Below are 16,276 nucleotides of genomic sequence, written 5' to 3' on the forward strand. Positions count from 1 at the left end.
TGCAAGGACTGCACGTACATGACCGACGCACCCGTCATAGGCGTCCTGGCCCTCCAGGGCGACGTACGGGAGCACCTCATCGCCCTGGCCGCGGCCGACGCCGTGGCCAGGCCGGTGCGGCGCCCCGAAGAACTCGCCGAGGTCGACGGCCTCGTCATACCCGGCGGCGAGTCCACGACCATCTCCAAGCTCGCCGTCCTCTTCGGCGTGATGGAGCCCCTACGCGCGCGCGTGCGGGACGGCATGCCCGTCTACGGCACCTGCGCCGGCATGATCATGCTCGCCGACAAGATCCTCGACCCGCGCTCGGGTCAGGAGACGATCGGCGGCATCGACATGATCGTGCGCCGCAACGCCTTCGGCCGGCAGAACGAGTCCTTCGAGGCAGCGGTCGACGTGAAGGGCGTCGCGGGCGATCCTGTGGAGGGCGTCTTCATCCGCGCCCCCTGGGTCGAGTCCGTCGGCGCCGAGGCCGAGGTCCTCGCCGAGCACGACGGCCACATCGTCGCGGTCCGCCAGGGCAACGCACTGGCCACGTCGTTCCATCCGGAACTGACCGGCGACCACCGTGTGCACGGCCTGTTCGTCGACATGGTGCACGCGAACCGGACGGCCGAGTCCTTGTAGGATCTCTGGCGTTCGTTCATAGATGGGTTACGCGAAGGAGACAGGCAGATGTCCGGCCACTCTAAATGGGCCACGACGAAGCACAAGAAGGCCGTGATCGACGCCAAGCGCGGCAAGCTCTTCGCGAAGCTGATCAAGAACATCGAGGTCGCTGCGCGCATGGGCGGCGTCGACCTCGAGGGCAACCCGACGCTCTACGACGCCGTCCAGAAGGCCAAGAAGCAGTCGGTTCCCAACAAGAACATCGACTCTGCGATCAAGCGCGGCGGCGGTCTCGAGGCCGGTGGCGCCGACTACGAGACGATCATGTACGAGGGCTACGGCCCGAACGGCGTCGCCGTGCTCATCGAGTGCCTCACCGACAACCGCAACCGCGCCGCCTCCGACGTCCGCGTCGCCATGACCCGCAACGGCGGCAACATGGCCGACCCGGGCTCGGTGTCGTACATGTTCAGCCGCAAGGGCGTCGTCATCGTCCCCAAGGGCGAGCTGACCGAGGACGACGTGCTCGGTGCCGTCCTGGACGCCGGCGCCGAGGAGGTCAACGACCTCGGTGAGTCCTTCGAGGTCATCAGCGAGGCCACCGACCTGGTCGCGGTCCGCACCGCCCTCCAGGACGCCGGCATCGACTACGACTCCGCCGACTCCAGCTTCGTGCCGTCCGTCCAGGTCGAGCTCGACGAGGAGGGCGCCAAGAAGATCTTCAAGCTGATCGACGCGCTCGAGGACAGCGACGACGTCCAGAACGTCTTCGCCAACTTCGACGTCAGCGACGAGATCATGGAGAAGGTCGACGCGTAACGCGCCGCGAGCGATACGGGCTCAACGGGCCGACGGGGCAACCCCGTCGGCCCGTCGCTTTGCCGGGCGTTGGTGCCCGGCGTTGTCAGTGGCACCCGATAGCCTGCACAAACAGGCGATCGAAGGAGGGGCGCGGGGTGCGTGTACTGGGGGTGGACCCGGGGCTGACCCGATGCGGTGTCGGCGTGGTCGAAGGCGTCGCCGGGCGCCCGCTCACCATGCTCGGCGTCGGTGTCGTACGGACGCCCGCGGACGCCGAGTTGGGGCAGCGCCTGGTCGCCGTCGAGCAGGGCATCGAGCAGTGGCTGGACGAGCACAGGCCCGAATTCGTCGCCGTGGAGCGGGTGTTCAGCCAGCACAACGTCCGTACGGTGATGGGCACCGCACAGGCCAGCGCCGTGGCCATGCTCTGCGCCGCCCGCCGCGGCATCCCCGTCGCCCTGCACACCCCAAGCGAAGTCAAGGCCGCCGTCACCGGTAGCGGCCGCGCCGACAAGGCCCAGGTCGGCGCCATGATCACCCGGCTGCTGCGGCTCAGCGCCCCGCCCAGACCGGCCGACGCGGCCGACGCCCTGGCGCTCGCCATCTGCCACATCTGGCGCGCCCCCGCGCAGAACCGACTCCAGCAGGCCGTGGCCCTGCACTCAGCCAAGGCTCCGTCGAAAGGCCGTCTCGCATGATCGCGTTCGTCAGCGGCCCGGTCGCCGCTCTCGCCCCCGACTCCGCGGTCGTGGAGGTGGGCGGGATCGGTATCGCCGTCCAGTGCACGCCGAACACCCTCTCGGGACTGCGGAAGGGCCAGCCGGCCAGGCTCGCAACCTCCCTCGTCGTCCGCGAGGACTCCCTCACCCTGTACGGCTTCGCGGACGACGACGAGCGCCAGACCTTCGAACTGCTCCAGACCGCGAGCGGCGTCGGCCCGCGCCTGGCCCAGGCCATGCTGGCCGTGCACACGCCGGACGCCCTGCGCAGAGCGGTCGCCACCGGCGACGAGAAGGCACTGACGGCCGTTCCCGGTATCGGCAAGAAGGGCGCCCAGAAGCTGCTCCTGGAGCTGAAGGACCGCCTCGGCGAGCCCATCGGCGCGCCCGCCGTCGGCGCACCGGTCACCCAGGGCTGGCGCGACCAGCTGCACGCCGCCCTCATCGGCCTCGGGTACGCGACCCGCGAGGCCGACGAAGCGGTCGCAGCCGTTGCCCCGCAGGCCGAGGCCGCCGAGGGCACGCCCCAGGTCGGACAGCTGCTGAAGGCGGCCCTTCAGACCCTCAACAGAGCACGCTGACCGACCGACGGCATGGGCGTACGACACACCCCCGCCGGTCACACCCCGCACGACACCCACCGCGACCCCCGAGGCACACTCCATGAACTGGGACGACACGACCGACACCCCCGCCCCCGAGCGGCTGGTGGGCTCTGTCGCCGACCGTGAGGACCAGGCCGTCGAGGCCGCGCTGCGTCCGAAGGACCTGGACGAGTTCATCGGCCAGGAGAAGGTCCGCGAACAACTCGACCTCGTCCTGCGCGCCGCACGCGCGCGAGGCGCCACCGCAGACCACGTGCTGCTCTCCGGCGCCCCCGGCCTCGGCAAGACCACCCTCTCGATGATCATCGCCGCCGAGATGGGCGCCCCCATCCGCATCACCTCCGGCCCCGCCATCCAGCACGCGGGCGACCTCGCGGCGATCCTCTCCTCCCTGCAGGAGGGCGAGGTCCTCTTCCTCGACGAGATCCACCGCATGTCCCGGCCCGCCGAGGAGATGCTGTACATGGCGATGGAGGACTTCCGCGTCGACGTGATCGTCGGCAAGGGCCCAGGCGCCACCGCCATCCCCCTCGAACTGCCCCCGTTCACCCTGGTCGGCGCCACCACGCGCGCGGGCCTGCTGCCGCCCCCGCTGCGCGACCGCTTCGGCTTCACCGCGCACATGGAGTTCTACGAGCCCGCCGAGCTGGAGCGCGTCATCCACCGCTCGGCCAATCTGCTCGACGTCGAGATCGAGGCCGACGGTGCCGCCGAGATCGCCGGCCGCTCCCGCGGCACACCCCGTATCGCCAACCGCCTGCTGCGCCGGGTCCGGGACTACGCCCAGGTCAAGGCCGACGGGCTCATCACCAGGGACATCGCCGCTGCCGCCCTCGCCGTCTACGAGGTCGACCCCCGCGGACTCGACCGCCTCGACCGCGGTGTCCTGGAGGCGCTGCTGAAGCTGTTCGGCGGCGGCCCGGTGGGACTGTCGACGCTCGCGGTCGCGGTGGGGGAGGAGCGCGAGACCGTCGAGGAGGTCGCCGAACCCTTCCTCGTCCGGGAGGGACTGCTCGCCCGCACTCCGCGCGGCCGGGTCGCCACGCCCGCCGCCTGGGCGCATCTCGGCCTGACCCCTCCGCGCTCGCAAGCTGCGGGAAACGGACAACAGGACCTGTTCGGGACGTGAAGGCCCGGTCACGGCGAGCACACTGGCCGGAGCAGGAACCCCGGTGCCATGCTGAGCGTTGTTCCATGCGCGGAGACTCGCTTAGACTCCGCCGATGCCGCCTTTGTCGGCGGCACACATACCCCCAACCATCAGGCCGCTCACCATCGCGGTCGTGTGAAGGAAGTTCCGACCCGTGAGTCTCGTGACCCTCCTCCCGTTCATCGTGCTCATCGGGGCCATGTTCCTGATGACCCGGTCGGCCAAGAAGAAGCAGCAGCAGGCCGCCGACATGCGGAACCAGATGCAGCCCGGATCCGGTGTCCGCACCATCGGGGGCATGTACGCCACGGTCAAGGAGGTCAGCGACGACACCGTTCTCGTTGACGCCGGCCCGGGCGTGGAGCTCCTCTTCGCCAAGAACGCGATCGGTGCCGTCCTCTCCGACGACGAGTACAACCGCATCGTGCACGGCATCGAGCACGACCTGAAGTCCGACGTCGTCCCGGACGACGCCTCCTCCCTCACCGAGACCGACGAGCCCGCCGCTGCCGCCGACTCCGACGAGAAGTCCGTCGACCTCGGAAAGAAGGACGAGGACAAGGCCGAGGAGTCCGCCGACGCCGTGTCCGCCGAGGCGAAGACGGACGACGAGCCGAAGAAGACCGACGGCGACTCCGACGCGAAGTAGCCGTGCTCCGGGGCGCGCGGGCGGGACACGCCTGCGCGCCCCCGGGCATGCTGAGCTCGCACGGGATCCCGACACCATGTCATGGCCGCCCGCCCGTTGACCCGGAGCGAGGCGGCCCGAGAGGGAGTACGAGAAGGTGGCAGCACCTAAGAAGGGCCGCAGCGCGGGCGCCCAGAGCAAGCCAGGGCGCTCGCTGGCCCTCATCCTGATCGCCATCGCGGCGCTCACCGGTGGGATGTTCGCCTCGGGGCACACCAAGCCGCGACTCGGCATCGACCTGGCAGGCGGCACGAGCATCACGCTTCGCGCGGTAGCCGAGCCCGGCCAGGAATCCGCGATCAACAAGACCAACATGAACACCGCGGTCGAGATCATGGAACGCCGTGTCAACGGTCTGGGTGTCTCGGAGTCCGAGGTACAGACCCAGGGCGACGAGAACATCATCGTCAACATCCCCAAGGGCACGAACTCCAAGGAAGCCCGGGACCAGGTCGGCACCACCGCGAAGCTCTACTTCCGCCCGGTCCTCACCACCGAGATCTCCGGCGGCGACGCGGCGCCCACCCCCACGCCGAGCGCCTCCAGCAGCGCGCCGGGCGACTCCACGGACAAGGCGACCTCCTCCGCGTCCCCCTCCGGCTCCACCAGCCCGTCGCCGAGCTCCACCACCCAGGGCCGCGCGGTCACCGACGCCCTGAAGAAGGCCGACCCCACGCCGTCCACGAGCGCCTCCTCCAGCGCCTCCCCGTCCGCGAGCGGCAGCGCCTCCGGCGACCAGGCGACCAGCGCCCTCGAAGCGCAGTACGCCAAGCTGGACTGCACGAAGGAAGCGGTCCGCGCCAAGGCCGGCGACGGCGCCAAGCCGACCGACCCCACCGTCGCGTGCGGCCAGAACTCGGCGGGCCAGTGGCAGAAGTACATCCTCGGCCCCGCCGAGGTCGACGGCACGGACGTCGACGAGGCCCAGGCCCAGTGGAACGCGCAGAACGCCGCGGGCTGGACCGTGACCATGAAGTTCACGGGCTCGGGCGGCAAGAAGTTCGCCAACATCACCGGCAAGCTCGCCAAGAACCAGCCGCCGCAGAACCAGTTCGCCATCGTGCTGGACGGCGAGGTCGTCTCCGACCCGTCCGTCAGCGAGGCCCTGACCGGCGGCAACGCCGAGATCTCCGGCAACTTCACCCAGCAGTCGGCCGAGAGCCTCGCCAACATGCTGTCCTACGGCGCCCTGCCGCTGACCTTCAAGGAGGACAGCGTCACCACGGTGACCGCCGCGCTCGGCGGTGAGCAGCTGAAGGCCGGTCTGATCGCCGGTGCCATCGGTCTCGCCCTGGTCGTGATCTACCTGCTGGTCTACTACCGCGGCCTGTCGATCATCGCCATCCTGTCGCTGCTGGCCTCCGCCGCCCTGACCTACACGATCATGTCGCTGCTTGGTCCGGCCATCGGCTTCGCGCTGAACCTGCCGGCCGTCTGCGGTGCCATCGTCGCCATCGGCATCACGGCGGACTCGTTCATCGTGTACTTCGAACGCGTCCGTGACGAGATCCGCGAGGGCCGCTCGCTGCGCCCCGCCGTCGAGCGTGCCTGGCCGCGCGCCCGGCGCACCATCCTGGTCTCGGACTTCGTGTCGTTCCTCGCCGCCGCCGTGCTCTTCGTCGTCAGCGTCGGCAAGGTCCAGGGCTTCGCGTTCACACTCGGTCTGACCACCCTGCTCGACGTGGTCGTCGTGTTCCTGTTCACCAAGCCACTACTGACGCTCATGGCCCGCAGCAAGTTCTTCGGCAGCGGTCACAGCTGGTCCGGCCTCGACCCCAAGCGACTGGGTGCCCCGCCGCCGCTGCGCCGCACCCGCCGTCCCTCCGCCCCCGTCGAGACGAAGGAGGCGTGAGATGTCGAAGCTCGGCAACCTCGGCGCCCGACTGCACCGTGGCGAGGTCGGCTACGACTTCGTCGGCAACCGCAAGATCTGGTACGGCCTCTCGATCCTGATCACCATCACGGCCATCGTCGGCCTGGCGGTGCGGGGCCTGAACATGGGCATCGAGTTCCAGGGCGGCGCGGTCTTCAACACCCCGAAGACCAGCGTCTCCGTCTCCCAGGCGCAGGAGTACGCGGAGAAGGCCTCCGGCCACGACGCGATCGTCCAGAAGCTCGGCAGCGGCGACAAGGCGACCCTGCGCATCCAGGTCGCCGGTATCGACACCAAGCAGGCCGACAAGGTCTCGGCGCAGCTGGCCAAGGACCTCGGCGTCGCGCAGAAGGACGTCACCGGCGAGCTCGTCGGCCCCAGCTGGGGTGAGCAGATCGCCAACAAGGCCTGGCAGGGCCTCGGGATCTTCCTGGTCCTCGTGGTGATCTATCTGGCCATCGCGTTCGAGTGGCGCATGGCCCTTGCCGCGTTCGTCGCCCTGATCCACGACATCACCATCACGGTCGGCATCTACGCCCTCGTCGGCTTCGAGGTCACGCCGGGCACGGTGATCGGTCTGCTGACGATCCTCGGTTACTCGCTCTACGACACGGTCGTCGTCTTCGACAGCCTGAAGGAGCAGACGAAGGACATCACCAAGCAGACCCGCTGGACCTACAGCGACATCGCCAACCGGTCGATCAACAGCACCCTGGTCCGCTCCGTCAACACCACGGTGGTCGCACTGCTGCCGGTAGCGGGTCTGCTGTTCATCGGTGGCGGTTTCCTCGGCGCCGGCATGCTCAACGACATCTCGCTGTCGCTGTTCGTCGGTCTCGCCGCCGGTGCGTACTCCTCGATCTTCATCGCCACGCCGCTCGTCGCCGACCTCAAGGAGCGCGAGCCGCAGATGAAGGCGCTGAAGAAGCGCGTGCTCGCCAAGCGCGCGCAGGCCTCGGCGCAGGGTGAGACGCCGGACGCCCCGACCGCCGACGAGCCCTTCGACGACGAGCCGGAGGACGCCGCCCCCGCGGTCGTCGGCCCCCGCAACCAGCCCGCGTCCCGCAACCGGGGCCGCGGCCGCCCGTCCGGGAAGCGCCGATGACCGACATCAAGGAACTGCTGCTCAGCCGGATCCGCGATGTGGCGGACTACCCGGAGCCGGGTGTGATGTTCAAGGACATCACCCCGCTCCTGGCGGACCCGGCGGCGTTCACGGCACTCACCGACGCACTGGCCGAGATCGCCGCGAACACCGGCGCCACGAAGATCGTCGGCCTCGAGGCCCGCGGCTTCATCCTCGGCGCCCCGGTCGCCGTCCGCGCGGGCCTTGGCTTCATCCCTGTACGCAAGGCGGGCAAGCTCCCCGGGGCGACCCTCAGCCAGGCGTACGACCTGGAGTACGGCTCGGCGGAGATCGAGGTGCACGCGGAGGATCTGTCCGGCGGGGACCGCGTCCTCATCGTCGACGACGTCCTGGCCACGGGTGGCACGGCCGAGGCCGCGATCGAGCTGATCCGCAGGGCGGGCGCCGAGGTCGCGGGCCTGGCGGTCCTGATGGAGCTGGGCTTCCTCGCGGGCAGCGCCCGCCTGGAGCCGGCGCTGCGGGGAGCTCCGCTGGAAGCGTTGCTGGTGATCTGAGCGCGAGATTGAGAACGGCCGTCCCAGTAGAACTGGGGCGGCCGTTTCGCGCCCCAAAGCGGCGCGGGGCTGTATCGATATGCGGCTCCGCCGCGTGGGCGCGACCAGCCACGATGGAGCCGCGGTCGGCAATCTGCCTGAAGCCCTCCGTGCAAGCGCCGTACACCGCCGAGCCTCCGGCAGGAATCCCGCGGCAGCCCCTCGCGTTTCTCAGGTAGACGGCCCTCACATCGGCCTGAAGGCGATCCTCGGGCGCAGGATCGCTACCATGGGGTCTCCGGAGCCTGACCGGGGGACCCGGATCGCGCACGAGGAGTCCTCTTGCCAGACGAGGCCCAGCACCTGACCGCCGCCAAGCCCGAGTCCACCTCGGCGCCCGCGGCGAAGCCCGCACCGAACGCGCCGCACGCGAAGAACGACTCGCGCGGGACGGTCGAGCATGCCCAGTCCGCGCCCGTCGACAAGCCGGCCGAGCAGGCCCGACCCAAGCCTGCCCCGCCCGAGCGGCCCGTCAACACGCCCGCAGCCCGTCCGTCCGCCGGTCAGCCCGCCCGCACCGGCTCCTCCAACCGCGTCCGCGCCCGCCTCGCCCGCCTCGGCGTCCAGCGCTCCAACCCGTACAACCCGGTCCTGGAGCCCCTGCTGCGGATAGTCCGCAGCAACGACCCGAAGATCGAGACCGCCACCCTCCGCCAGATCGAGAAGGCCTACCAGGTCGCCGAGCGCTGGCACCGCGGCCAGAAGCGCAAGAGCGGCGACCCGTACATCACGCACCCCCTCGCGGTGACCACGATCCTCGCCGAGCTGGGCATGGATCCGGCCACCCTGATGGCGGGCCTGCTGCACGACACCGTCGAGGACACCGAGTACGGGCTCGACCAGCTCCGCCGCGACTTCGGCGACTCCGTGGCTCTCCTCGTCGACGGCGTCACCAAGCTGGACAAGGTCAAGTTCGGCGAGGCCGCGCAGGCCGAGACCGTGCGCAAGATGGTCGTAGCGATGGCCAAGGACCCGCGCGTCCTGGTCATCAAGCTCGCCGACCGCCTGCACAACATGCGCACCATGCGCTACCTCAAGCGCGAGAAGCAGGAGAAGAAGGCGCGCGAGACCCTGGAGATCTACGCGCCGCTCGCCCACCGCCTCGGCATGAACACCATCAAGTGGGAGCTGGAGGACCTCGCCTTCGCGATCCTCTACCCCAAGATGTACGACGAGATCGTGCGGCTGGTGGCCGAGCGGGCACCGAAGCGTGACGAGTATCTGGCCATAGTGACCGACGAGGTCCAGCAGGACCTGCGCGCCGCCCGCATCAAGGCGACCGTCACCGGCCGCCCGAAGCACTACTACAGCGTCTACCAGAAGATGATCGTCCGCGGCCGTGACTTCGCGGAGATCTACGACCTGGTGGGCATCCGCGTCCTCGTCGACACGGTCCGCGACTGCTACGCCGCCCTCGGCACCGTGCACGCGCGATGGAACCCGGTCCCCGGCCGGTTCAAGGACTACATCGCGATGCCCAAGTTCAACATGTACCAGTCGCTGCACACGACGGTCATCGGCCCCAACGGCAAGCCCGTCGAGCTCCAGATCCGCACCTTCGACATGCACCGCCGCGCCGAGTACGGCATCGCCGCGCACTGGAAGTACAAGCAGGAGGCCGTCGCCGGCGCCTCCAAGGTGCGCAGCGACGTGCCCAAGGCCGGCAAGGGCAAGGACGACCACCTCAACGACATGGCGTGGCTGCGCCAGCTGCTGGACTGGCAGAAGGAGACCGAGGACCCGGGCGAGTTCCTGGAGTCCCTGCGCTTCGACCTGTCCCGCAACGAGGTCTTCGTCTTCACCCCGAAGGGCGACGTCATAGCGCTCCCGGCCGGCGCGACTCCCGTCGACTTCGCCTACGCCGTCCACACCGAGGTGGGCCACCGCACCATAGGAGCGCGGGTCAACGGCCGCCTCGTACCGCTCGAATCGACCCTGGACAACGGTGACCTGGTGGAGGTCTTCACCTCCAAGGCACCCGGCGCGGGCCCCTCCCGCGACTGGCTCGGCTTCGTGAAGTCGCCGCGCGCCCGCAACAAGATCCGGGCGTGGTTCTCCAAGGAGCGCCGCGACGAGGCCATCGAGCAGGGCAAGGACGCCATCGTCCGCGCGATGCGCAAGCAGAACCTGCCGATCCAGCGCATCCTCACCGGCGACTCCCTGGTCACCCTCGCGCACGAGATGCGCTACGCCGACATCTCCGCGCTGTACGCGGCGATCGGCGAGGGCCATGTCTCCGCGCAGAACATCGTGCAGAAGCTCGTCCAGGCCCTCGGCGGCGAGGAAGCCGCCACGGAGGAGATCGACGAGTCGGTCCCGCCGGCCCGCGGTCGCAGTCGCAAGCGGCGTTCCAGCGCCGACCCGGGCGTGATCGTCAAGGGCGTCGAGGACGTATGGGTCAAGCTGGCCCGCTGTTGTACGCCCGTCCCCGGCGACCCGATCATCGGCTTCGTCACGCGCGGTAGCGGAGTATCGGTTCACCGCAGCGACTGTGTGAACGTGGAGTCACTGTCCCGCGAGCCCGAGCGCATCCTCGAGGTCGAGTGGGCGCCCACCCAGTCCTCGGTCTTCCTGGTCGCCATCCAGGTCGAGGCCCTGGACCGCTCCAGGCTCCTCTCCGACGTCACCCGCGTCCTGTCCGACCAGCACGTCAACATCCTCTCCGCGGCCGTCCAGACCTCCCGCGACCGCGTCGCCACCTCCCGCTTCACTTTCGAGATGGGCGACCCGAAGCACCTCGGGCACGTCCTGAAGGCGGTCAGGGGAGTGGAGGGCGTGTACGACGTGTACCGCGTGACGTCGGCGCGCAGCCGGTCGTAGGAGGAGCCCGTAGGCATACGACGAGAAGGGCCCGTACGCGAGGTACGGGGCCCTTCTCGTCCTTGGCAGCGGTGTGACAGCGTGTCAGCCCTGTCAGCCGCCGAACTCCTGAAGCCCCTTCAGCGCCTGGTCCAGCAGCGCCTGACGGCCCTCCAGCTCACGCTCCAGCTTGTCGGCCTTCGCGTTGTTGCCCTGGGCGCGCGCCTGGTCGATCTGGCCCCTCAGCTTGTCCACGGCGGCCTGGAGCTGTCCGGTCAGCCCCTCGGCACGCGCGCGTGCCTCCGGGTTGGTCCGGCGCCACTCCGACTCCTCGGCCTCCTGGATGGCCCGCTCGACGGCGTGCATCCGGCCCTCGACCTTGGGCCGGGCGTCGCGCGGCACGTGACCGATGGCCTCCCAGCGCTCGTTGATCGAGCGGAAGGCGGCACGCGTGCCCTTCAGGTCGCCGATCGGCAGGAGCTTCTCGGCCTCCTCGGCCAGCTCCTCCTTCAGCTTCAGGTTCTCGGACTGCTCGGCGTCGCGCTCGGCGAAGACCGAGCTGCGGGCCGCGAAGAAGATGTCCTGGGCGCCGCGGAAGCGGTTCCACAGGTCGTCCTCGTGCTCGCGCTGGGCGCGCCCGGCGGCCTTCCATTCCGACATCAGCTCGCGGTAGCGGGCCGCCGTCGGACCCCAGTCGGTCGACCCGGACAGCGCCTCGGCCTCGGAGACGAGCCGCTCCTTGGTCTTGCGGGCCTCCTCGCGCTGCGCGTCGAGCTGCGCGAAGTGCGCCTTGCGGCGCTTGGAGAACGCCGACCGGGCGTGCGAGAAGCGGTGCCACAGCTCGTCGTCCGACTTGCGGTCGAGCCGCGGCAGGCCCTTCCACGTGTCCACCAGGGCCCGCAGCCGCTCACCGGCGGCCCGCCACTGGTCGGACTGCGCCAGCTCCTCGGCCTCGGTGACCAGCGCCTCCTTGGCGTGGCGCGCCTCGTCCGACTGCTTCGCCCGCTGCTGCTTGCGCTCCTCGCGCCGCTTCTCGACCGTCTCGACGAGTTTGTCCAGCCGGGTCTTCAGGGCTTCCAGATCGCCGACCGCGTGGTGGGCGTCGACCTGCTCGCGAATGTGGTCGATCGCGGTCTGCGCGTCCTTCGCCGACAGGTCGGTGGTCTTCACTCGCTTCTCGAGGAGGCCGATCTCGACAACCAGGCCCTCGTACTTGCGCTCGAAATAGGCCAGCGCCTCCTCAGGAGTGCCTGCCTGCCAAGAACCGACAACCTGCTCGCCGTCGGCCGTACGCACGTACACGGTCCCCGTCTCGTCGACGCGGCCCCACGGGTCGCTGCTCACAGCGCCTCCTCCACATGATGCCTGCGAGGGGCTTGTGTTCCCCCGGGCATCGTCCACAGTTTCGTCACGGCCAACATAGGCGACCGGCGGGTTGCCTGTCCGCATCCCGCGCGACCGAAATTTCGCAGTTGGCGGTCAGGATTTGGTGACCGTCGCCTTGTCGATGACCACCGTCGCGTTCGGCGCCCCGTCGCCCGCGCCGGTGCTCTCTCCGGCGTCGGCAATCTTCTTGAGTACCTTCATGCCGGACTCGGAAACGGTACCGAACGGTGTGTAGCTGGGCGGCAGCTCACTGTCCTGGTACACGAGGAAGAACTGGCTCCCGCCGGAGTTCTTCTGACCGGTGTTCGCCATCGCCACGGTGCCCGCGGGATAGATGTTGTTCTTGAGGCTTTTGTCCTTCAGGTTCTCGTCCGGAATCGTGTACCCGGGACCGCCCGTTCCGGTGCCCGTCGGGTCACCGCACTGCAGCACGTAGATGCCTTTGGTGGTGAGCCGGTGGCACTTGGAGTGGTCGAAGTAGCCCTTGCCGGCGAGGAAGTCGAACGAGTTCACGGTGTGCGGCGCGGCCGACGCCTTCAGTGCGATGTCTATGTCACCGCACGTCGTCGCGAGCTTCATCGTGTACTTGGCCGACTTGTCGACCGTCAGCGCCGGCTCCTTCTTCCAGGTCGCCGTCTTGACCTTGCCCTCGGCGGGCTTCTCGCAAGGGTCCGGGGCCTTGCTGGGCGTCGCGCCGGGCGTGACCTCCGCGCCGGCGTTCTCCTTGGTGTCGTCCTTCTTGAGGACTCCGGTCGTGTACAGCGCGAGGCTGCCGATGACGACGACGCCGAGCACCGACGCGATCACCGAGTTGCGCATGCGTGCCTTGCGCCGGGCGGACGTGCGCCGCTGCTGCTGCCGCAAGAACTTCTCCCGGGCGAGCTGACGCCGCCGCTGTTCCTGGCTGACCACCGGGTTCTCTCCTCATGCGTCGTGTGTGTCGACCGGTACGCGTGCGTCCTGTGAGCCGACTGCCTGCGTGTGCCCCGTACCGTATATGGGTTCGCTGAGAAAACGGCAGCGCCGGTAGGCTCTGACCACAGGCGGAGCCCGCCGACAAACCACTCGTGTCGACACAAACGAAGGACGATCGTGCTCATTGCCGGGTTCCCCGCCGGGGCATGGGGGACGAACTGTTATCTCGTCGCCCCCGCCGCCGGCGAGGAGTGCGTGATCATCGACCCGGGCCACGAAGCGGCCCCCGGAGTCGAGGAAGCACTGAAGAAGCATCGGCTCAAGCCCGTCGCCGTCGTCCTCACCCACGGACACATCGACCATGTGGCCTCGGTCGTCCCGGTGTGCGGCGCGCACGACGTGCCGGCCTGGATCCACCCCGAGGACCGGTACATGATGAGCGACCCCGAGAAGGCGATCGGCCGCTCCATCGGCATGCAGCTGATGGGCGAGCTGACCATCGGGGAGCCGGACGACGTCAAGGAGCTGACCGACGGCGCGAAGCTGGAGCTGGCGGGGATGGAGCTCGCCGTCGCGCACGCGCCGGGCCATACCAAGGGGTCGGTGACCTTCGGGATGCCCGAGACGGCGGACATCCCGCCGGTCCTGTTCTCGGGCGACCTGCTGTTCGCCGGCTCCATCGGACGCACCGACATGCCCGGCGGTGACATGGCCGAGATGCTCGACTCGCTGGCCCGCGTGTGCCTGCCGCTCGACGACTCGACCGTGGTGCTGTCCGGCCACGGCCCCCAGACGACCATCGGCCGCGAGCGCGCCACCAACCCCTATCTGCGGCAGGTGGCGGCAGGCCAGGGAGCCGCAGAGGCTCCCCGACGAGGAATGTGACGAGACCTTCCGTGAGCACCTTCAAGGCCCCCAAGGGCACGTACGACCTGATCCCCCCGGACTCCGCCAAGTTCCTGGCCGTCCGTGAGGCGATCGCGGCCCCCCTGCGCAACTCCGGCTACGGCTACATCGAGACGCCCGGCTTCGAGAACGTCGAACTGTTCGCGCGCGGTGTCGGCGAGTCCACCGACATCGTGACCAAGGAGATGTACGCCTTCGAGACCAAGGGCGGCGACCAGCTGGCCCTGCGCCCCGAGGGCACGGCCTCGGTCCTGCGCGCCGCCCTGGAGGCCAACCTGCACAAGGCGGGCAACCTCCCGGTCAAGCTCTGGTACTCGGGCTCGTACTACCGCTACGAGCGCCCCCAGAAGGGCCGTTACCGGCACTTCTCCCAGGTCGGCGCCGAGGCGATCGGCGCCGAGGACCCGGCGCTGGACGCCGAGTTGATCATCCTGGCCGACCAGGCCTACCGCTCGCTCGGCCTCAGCAACTTCCGGATCCTGCTGAACAGCCTGGGCGACAAGGAGTGCCGTCCGGTGTACCGGGCCGCGCTCCAGGACTTCCTGCGCGGCCTGGACCTGGACGAGGACACCCTGCGCCGCGCGGAGATCAACCCGCTGCGCGTGCTCGACGACAAGCGCGAGTCGGTCCAGAAGCAGCTGGGCGACGCCCCGCTCCTGCGCGACTACCTCTGCGACGCCTGCAAGACGTACCACGAGGAGGTCCGCGAGCTGATCACGGCGGCCGGGGTCTCCTTCGAGGACGACCCGAAGCTGGTGCGCGGCCTGGACTACTACACGCGTACGACATTCGAGTTCGTCCACGACGGTCTGGGCTCCCAGTCAGCGGTGGGCGGCGGCGGCCGTTACGACGGCCTGTCGGAGATGATCGGCGGCCCCGCGCTGCCGTCCGTCGGCTGGGCCCTCGGTGTCGACCGCACGGTGCTCGCCCTGGAGGCGGAGGGCGTCGAGCTCGAACTCCCCTCCACGACCAGCGTGTTCGCCGTTCCGCTCGGCGAGGAGGCGCGCCGAGTGCTCTTCGCGAAGGTCACCGAGCTGCGCAAGGTCGGCATCGCGGCGGACTTCTCCTACGGTGGCAAGGGCCTCAAGGGCGCCATGAAGAACGCCAACCGCAGCGGCGCCCGCTACACGATCGTCGCCGGCGAACGGGACCTCGCCGAGGGCGTCGTCCAGCTCAAGGACATGGAGTCCGGTGAGCAGGCGGCCGTCGGCGTCAACGAGATCGTGGCGGAGCTGGAAGCCCGACTGGGCTGATTTTTCGAGCGCTGAATTCCGAAGAGCGGGGGCCGGCCGGCCCCCGCTCTTCGCAGTTCCCACGGTGTCCGGAACCGAATGCCTTTACCCACTCGCGGGCTTTTGCTTATGCCCTGCGAACGGCGGACACGCGGGTCTGTACGGCACAATGTGCCGTGCCCGGAGAAGGTCCAACTCTCAAGTGACGGAATCGGCGTGATGAGCAAGACGACAGTCAAAGACGTCTCCACCGAGCCCGAGCGGGAGCCTGCCGAAGCACCCCCGCAACTGCTGGGCGGCAGCCGTGCGTTCGCTCTGCTGCTGGTGATCACCGGCGCGGCCGGACTGCTCGCCGCGTGGGTCATCACGATCGACAAGTTCAAGATCCTCGAAGCCAAGGTCGCGGGGACGACCTTCACCCCCGGCTGCAGCCTCAACCCGATCGTGTCCTGCGGCAGCGTCATGGAGAGCAAGCAGGCGTCCGTCTTCGGGTTCCCCAACCCCATGCTCGGCCTCGTCTGCTACGGCATCGTCATCTGCGTCGGCATGAGCCTGCTCGCCCGCGCCCGCTTCCCGCGCTGGTACTGGCTGACCTTCAACTTCGGCACCCTCTTCGGCGTCGCCTTCTGCACCTGGCTGATGTACCAGTCGCTCTACAACATCGGCGCGCTCTGCCTGTGGTGCTCGCTGGCCTGGGCGGCCACGCTCACCATGTTCTGGTACGTCACCTCCTTCAACATCCGCAACGGCTTCCTGCCCGCCCCGCGCCCGCTGAAGAACTTCCTCGCCGAGTTCACCTGGGTGCTCCCGGTGACCCACTGCGGCGTCATCGTGATGCTGATCCTGACCCGCTGGGGCAGCCAGCTCTGGGCCGCCTGACCCGCTCCGCACCCGATGTCAGTGCGGTGATTTA

The 16,276-nt window shown here is 69.2% G+C and carries 15 protein-coding genes; 13 read left to right on the forward strand and 2 right to left on the reverse strand.

What is annotated here, in order from left to right:
- Window positions 1-18: 18 nt before the first annotated feature.
- The 10 genes from pdxT to relA all read left to right on the forward strand — a co-directional run bounded on the left by pdxT (window position 19) and on the right by relA (window position 10,945).
- Window positions 19-627, forward strand: coding sequence for a pyridoxal 5'-phosphate synthase glutaminase subunit PdxT (pdxT, locus tag ACZ4UU_RS23735; RefSeq protein ID WP_471905373.1), 609 nt, complete (start codon window positions 19-21; stop codon window positions 625-627).
- A 48-nt stretch (window positions 628-675) separates the two neighbouring features.
- Window positions 676-1,428, forward strand: coding sequence for a YebC/PmpR family DNA-binding transcriptional regulator (locus ACZ4UU_RS23740; protein ID WP_471905374.1), 753 nt, complete (start codon window positions 676-678; stop codon window positions 1,426-1,428).
- A 137-nt stretch (window positions 1,429-1,565) separates the two neighbouring features.
- Window positions 1,566-2,108, forward strand: coding sequence for a crossover junction endodeoxyribonuclease RuvC (gene ruvC, locus ACZ4UU_RS23745; RefSeq protein WP_471905375.1), 543 nt, complete (start codon window positions 1,566-1,568; stop codon window positions 2,106-2,108).
- Window positions 2,105-2,710, forward strand: coding sequence for a Holliday junction branch migration protein RuvA (gene ruvA, locus ACZ4UU_RS23750; protein WP_471905376.1), 606 nt, complete (start codon window positions 2,105-2,107; stop codon window positions 2,708-2,710). Before ruvC ends, ruvA begins: the two co-directional genes overlap by 4 nt.
- An 82-nt stretch (window positions 2,711-2,792) precedes the next feature.
- The gene (gene ruvB / locus ACZ4UU_RS23755; RefSeq protein WP_471905377.1) at window positions 2,793-3,863 is read left to right on the forward strand and encodes a Holliday junction branch migration DNA helicase RuvB; all 1,071 of its coding nucleotides are present in this window, start codon (window positions 2,793-2,795) and stop codon (window positions 3,861-3,863) included.
- Between the two features lie 175 nt (window positions 3,864-4,038).
- A complete protein-coding gene (gene yajC / locus ACZ4UU_RS23760; RefSeq protein ID WP_471905378.1) occupies window positions 4,039-4,533 on the forward strand; it encodes a preprotein translocase subunit YajC in 495 nt (164 codons plus the stop codon).
- Window positions 4,534-4,669: 136 nt separating this feature from the next.
- Window positions 4,670-6,424 (forward strand): protein translocase subunit SecD, encoded by a 1,755-nt coding sequence (gene secD / locus ACZ4UU_RS23765; RefSeq protein WP_471905379.1) that lies wholly within the window; start codon window positions 4,670-4,672, stop codon window positions 6,422-6,424.
- A 1-nt stretch (window position 6,425) separates the two neighbouring features.
- The gene (secF, locus tag ACZ4UU_RS23770; protein ID WP_471905380.1) at window positions 6,426-7,550 is read left to right on the forward strand and encodes a protein translocase subunit SecF; all 1,125 of its coding nucleotides are present in this window, start codon (window positions 6,426-6,428) and stop codon (window positions 7,548-7,550) included.
- Window positions 7,547-8,086 (forward strand): adenine phosphoribosyltransferase, encoded by a 540-nt coding sequence (locus tag ACZ4UU_RS23775; protein WP_471905381.1) that lies wholly within the window; start codon window positions 7,547-7,549, stop codon window positions 8,084-8,086. Before secF ends, ACZ4UU_RS23775 begins: the two co-directional genes overlap by 4 nt.
- A 321-nt stretch (window positions 8,087-8,407) precedes the next feature.
- Entirely contained in the window at window positions 8,408-10,945 is a 2,538-nt protein-coding gene (gene relA / locus ACZ4UU_RS23780; protein ID WP_471905382.1) for a GTP pyrophosphokinase, read from the forward strand.
- Window positions 10,946-11,038: 93 nt separating this feature from the next.
- On the opposite strand, the gene ACZ4UU_RS23785 is transcribed toward relA, so the two are convergent.
- Together ACZ4UU_RS23785 and ACZ4UU_RS23790 are read right to left on the reverse strand one after the other, a co-directional pair.
- Complete coding sequence (locus ACZ4UU_RS23785; RefSeq protein ID WP_471905383.1) at window positions 11,039-12,268, reverse strand: DUF349 domain-containing protein; 1,230 nt, start codon at window positions 12,266-12,268, stop codon at window positions 11,039-11,041.
- Window positions 12,269-12,403: 135 nt separating this feature from the next.
- Window positions 12,404-13,222, reverse strand: coding sequence for a peptidylprolyl isomerase (locus ACZ4UU_RS23790; RefSeq protein ID WP_471905384.1), 819 nt, complete (start codon window positions 13,220-13,222; stop codon window positions 12,404-12,406).
- A 180-nt stretch (window positions 13,223-13,402) separates the two neighbouring features.
- Between ACZ4UU_RS23790 and ACZ4UU_RS23795 the strand changes: the two genes are divergently transcribed.
- The 3 genes from ACZ4UU_RS23795 to ACZ4UU_RS23805 all read left to right on the forward strand — a co-directional run bounded on the left by ACZ4UU_RS23795 (window position 13,403) and on the right by ACZ4UU_RS23805 (window position 16,242).
- The gene (locus ACZ4UU_RS23795; protein WP_471905385.1) at window positions 13,403-14,110 is read left to right on the forward strand and encodes an MBL fold metallo-hydrolase; all 708 of its coding nucleotides are present in this window, start codon (window positions 13,403-13,405) and stop codon (window positions 14,108-14,110) included.
- Between the two features lie 11 nt (window positions 14,111-14,121).
- Window positions 14,122-15,384: a histidine--tRNA ligase gene (hisS, locus tag ACZ4UU_RS23800; protein WP_471905386.1), complete on the forward strand. Its 1,263-nt coding sequence runs from the start codon at window positions 14,122-14,124 to the stop codon at window positions 15,382-15,384.
- A 198-nt stretch (window positions 15,385-15,582) separates the two neighbouring features.
- Window positions 15,583-16,242, forward strand: coding sequence for a vitamin K epoxide reductase family protein (locus tag ACZ4UU_RS23805; protein ID WP_471905387.1), 660 nt, complete (start codon window positions 15,583-15,585; stop codon window positions 16,240-16,242).
- Window positions 16,243-16,276 lie beyond the last annotated feature (34 nt).

This window comes from Streptomyces sp. NPDC028907, from assembly GCF_055564995.1.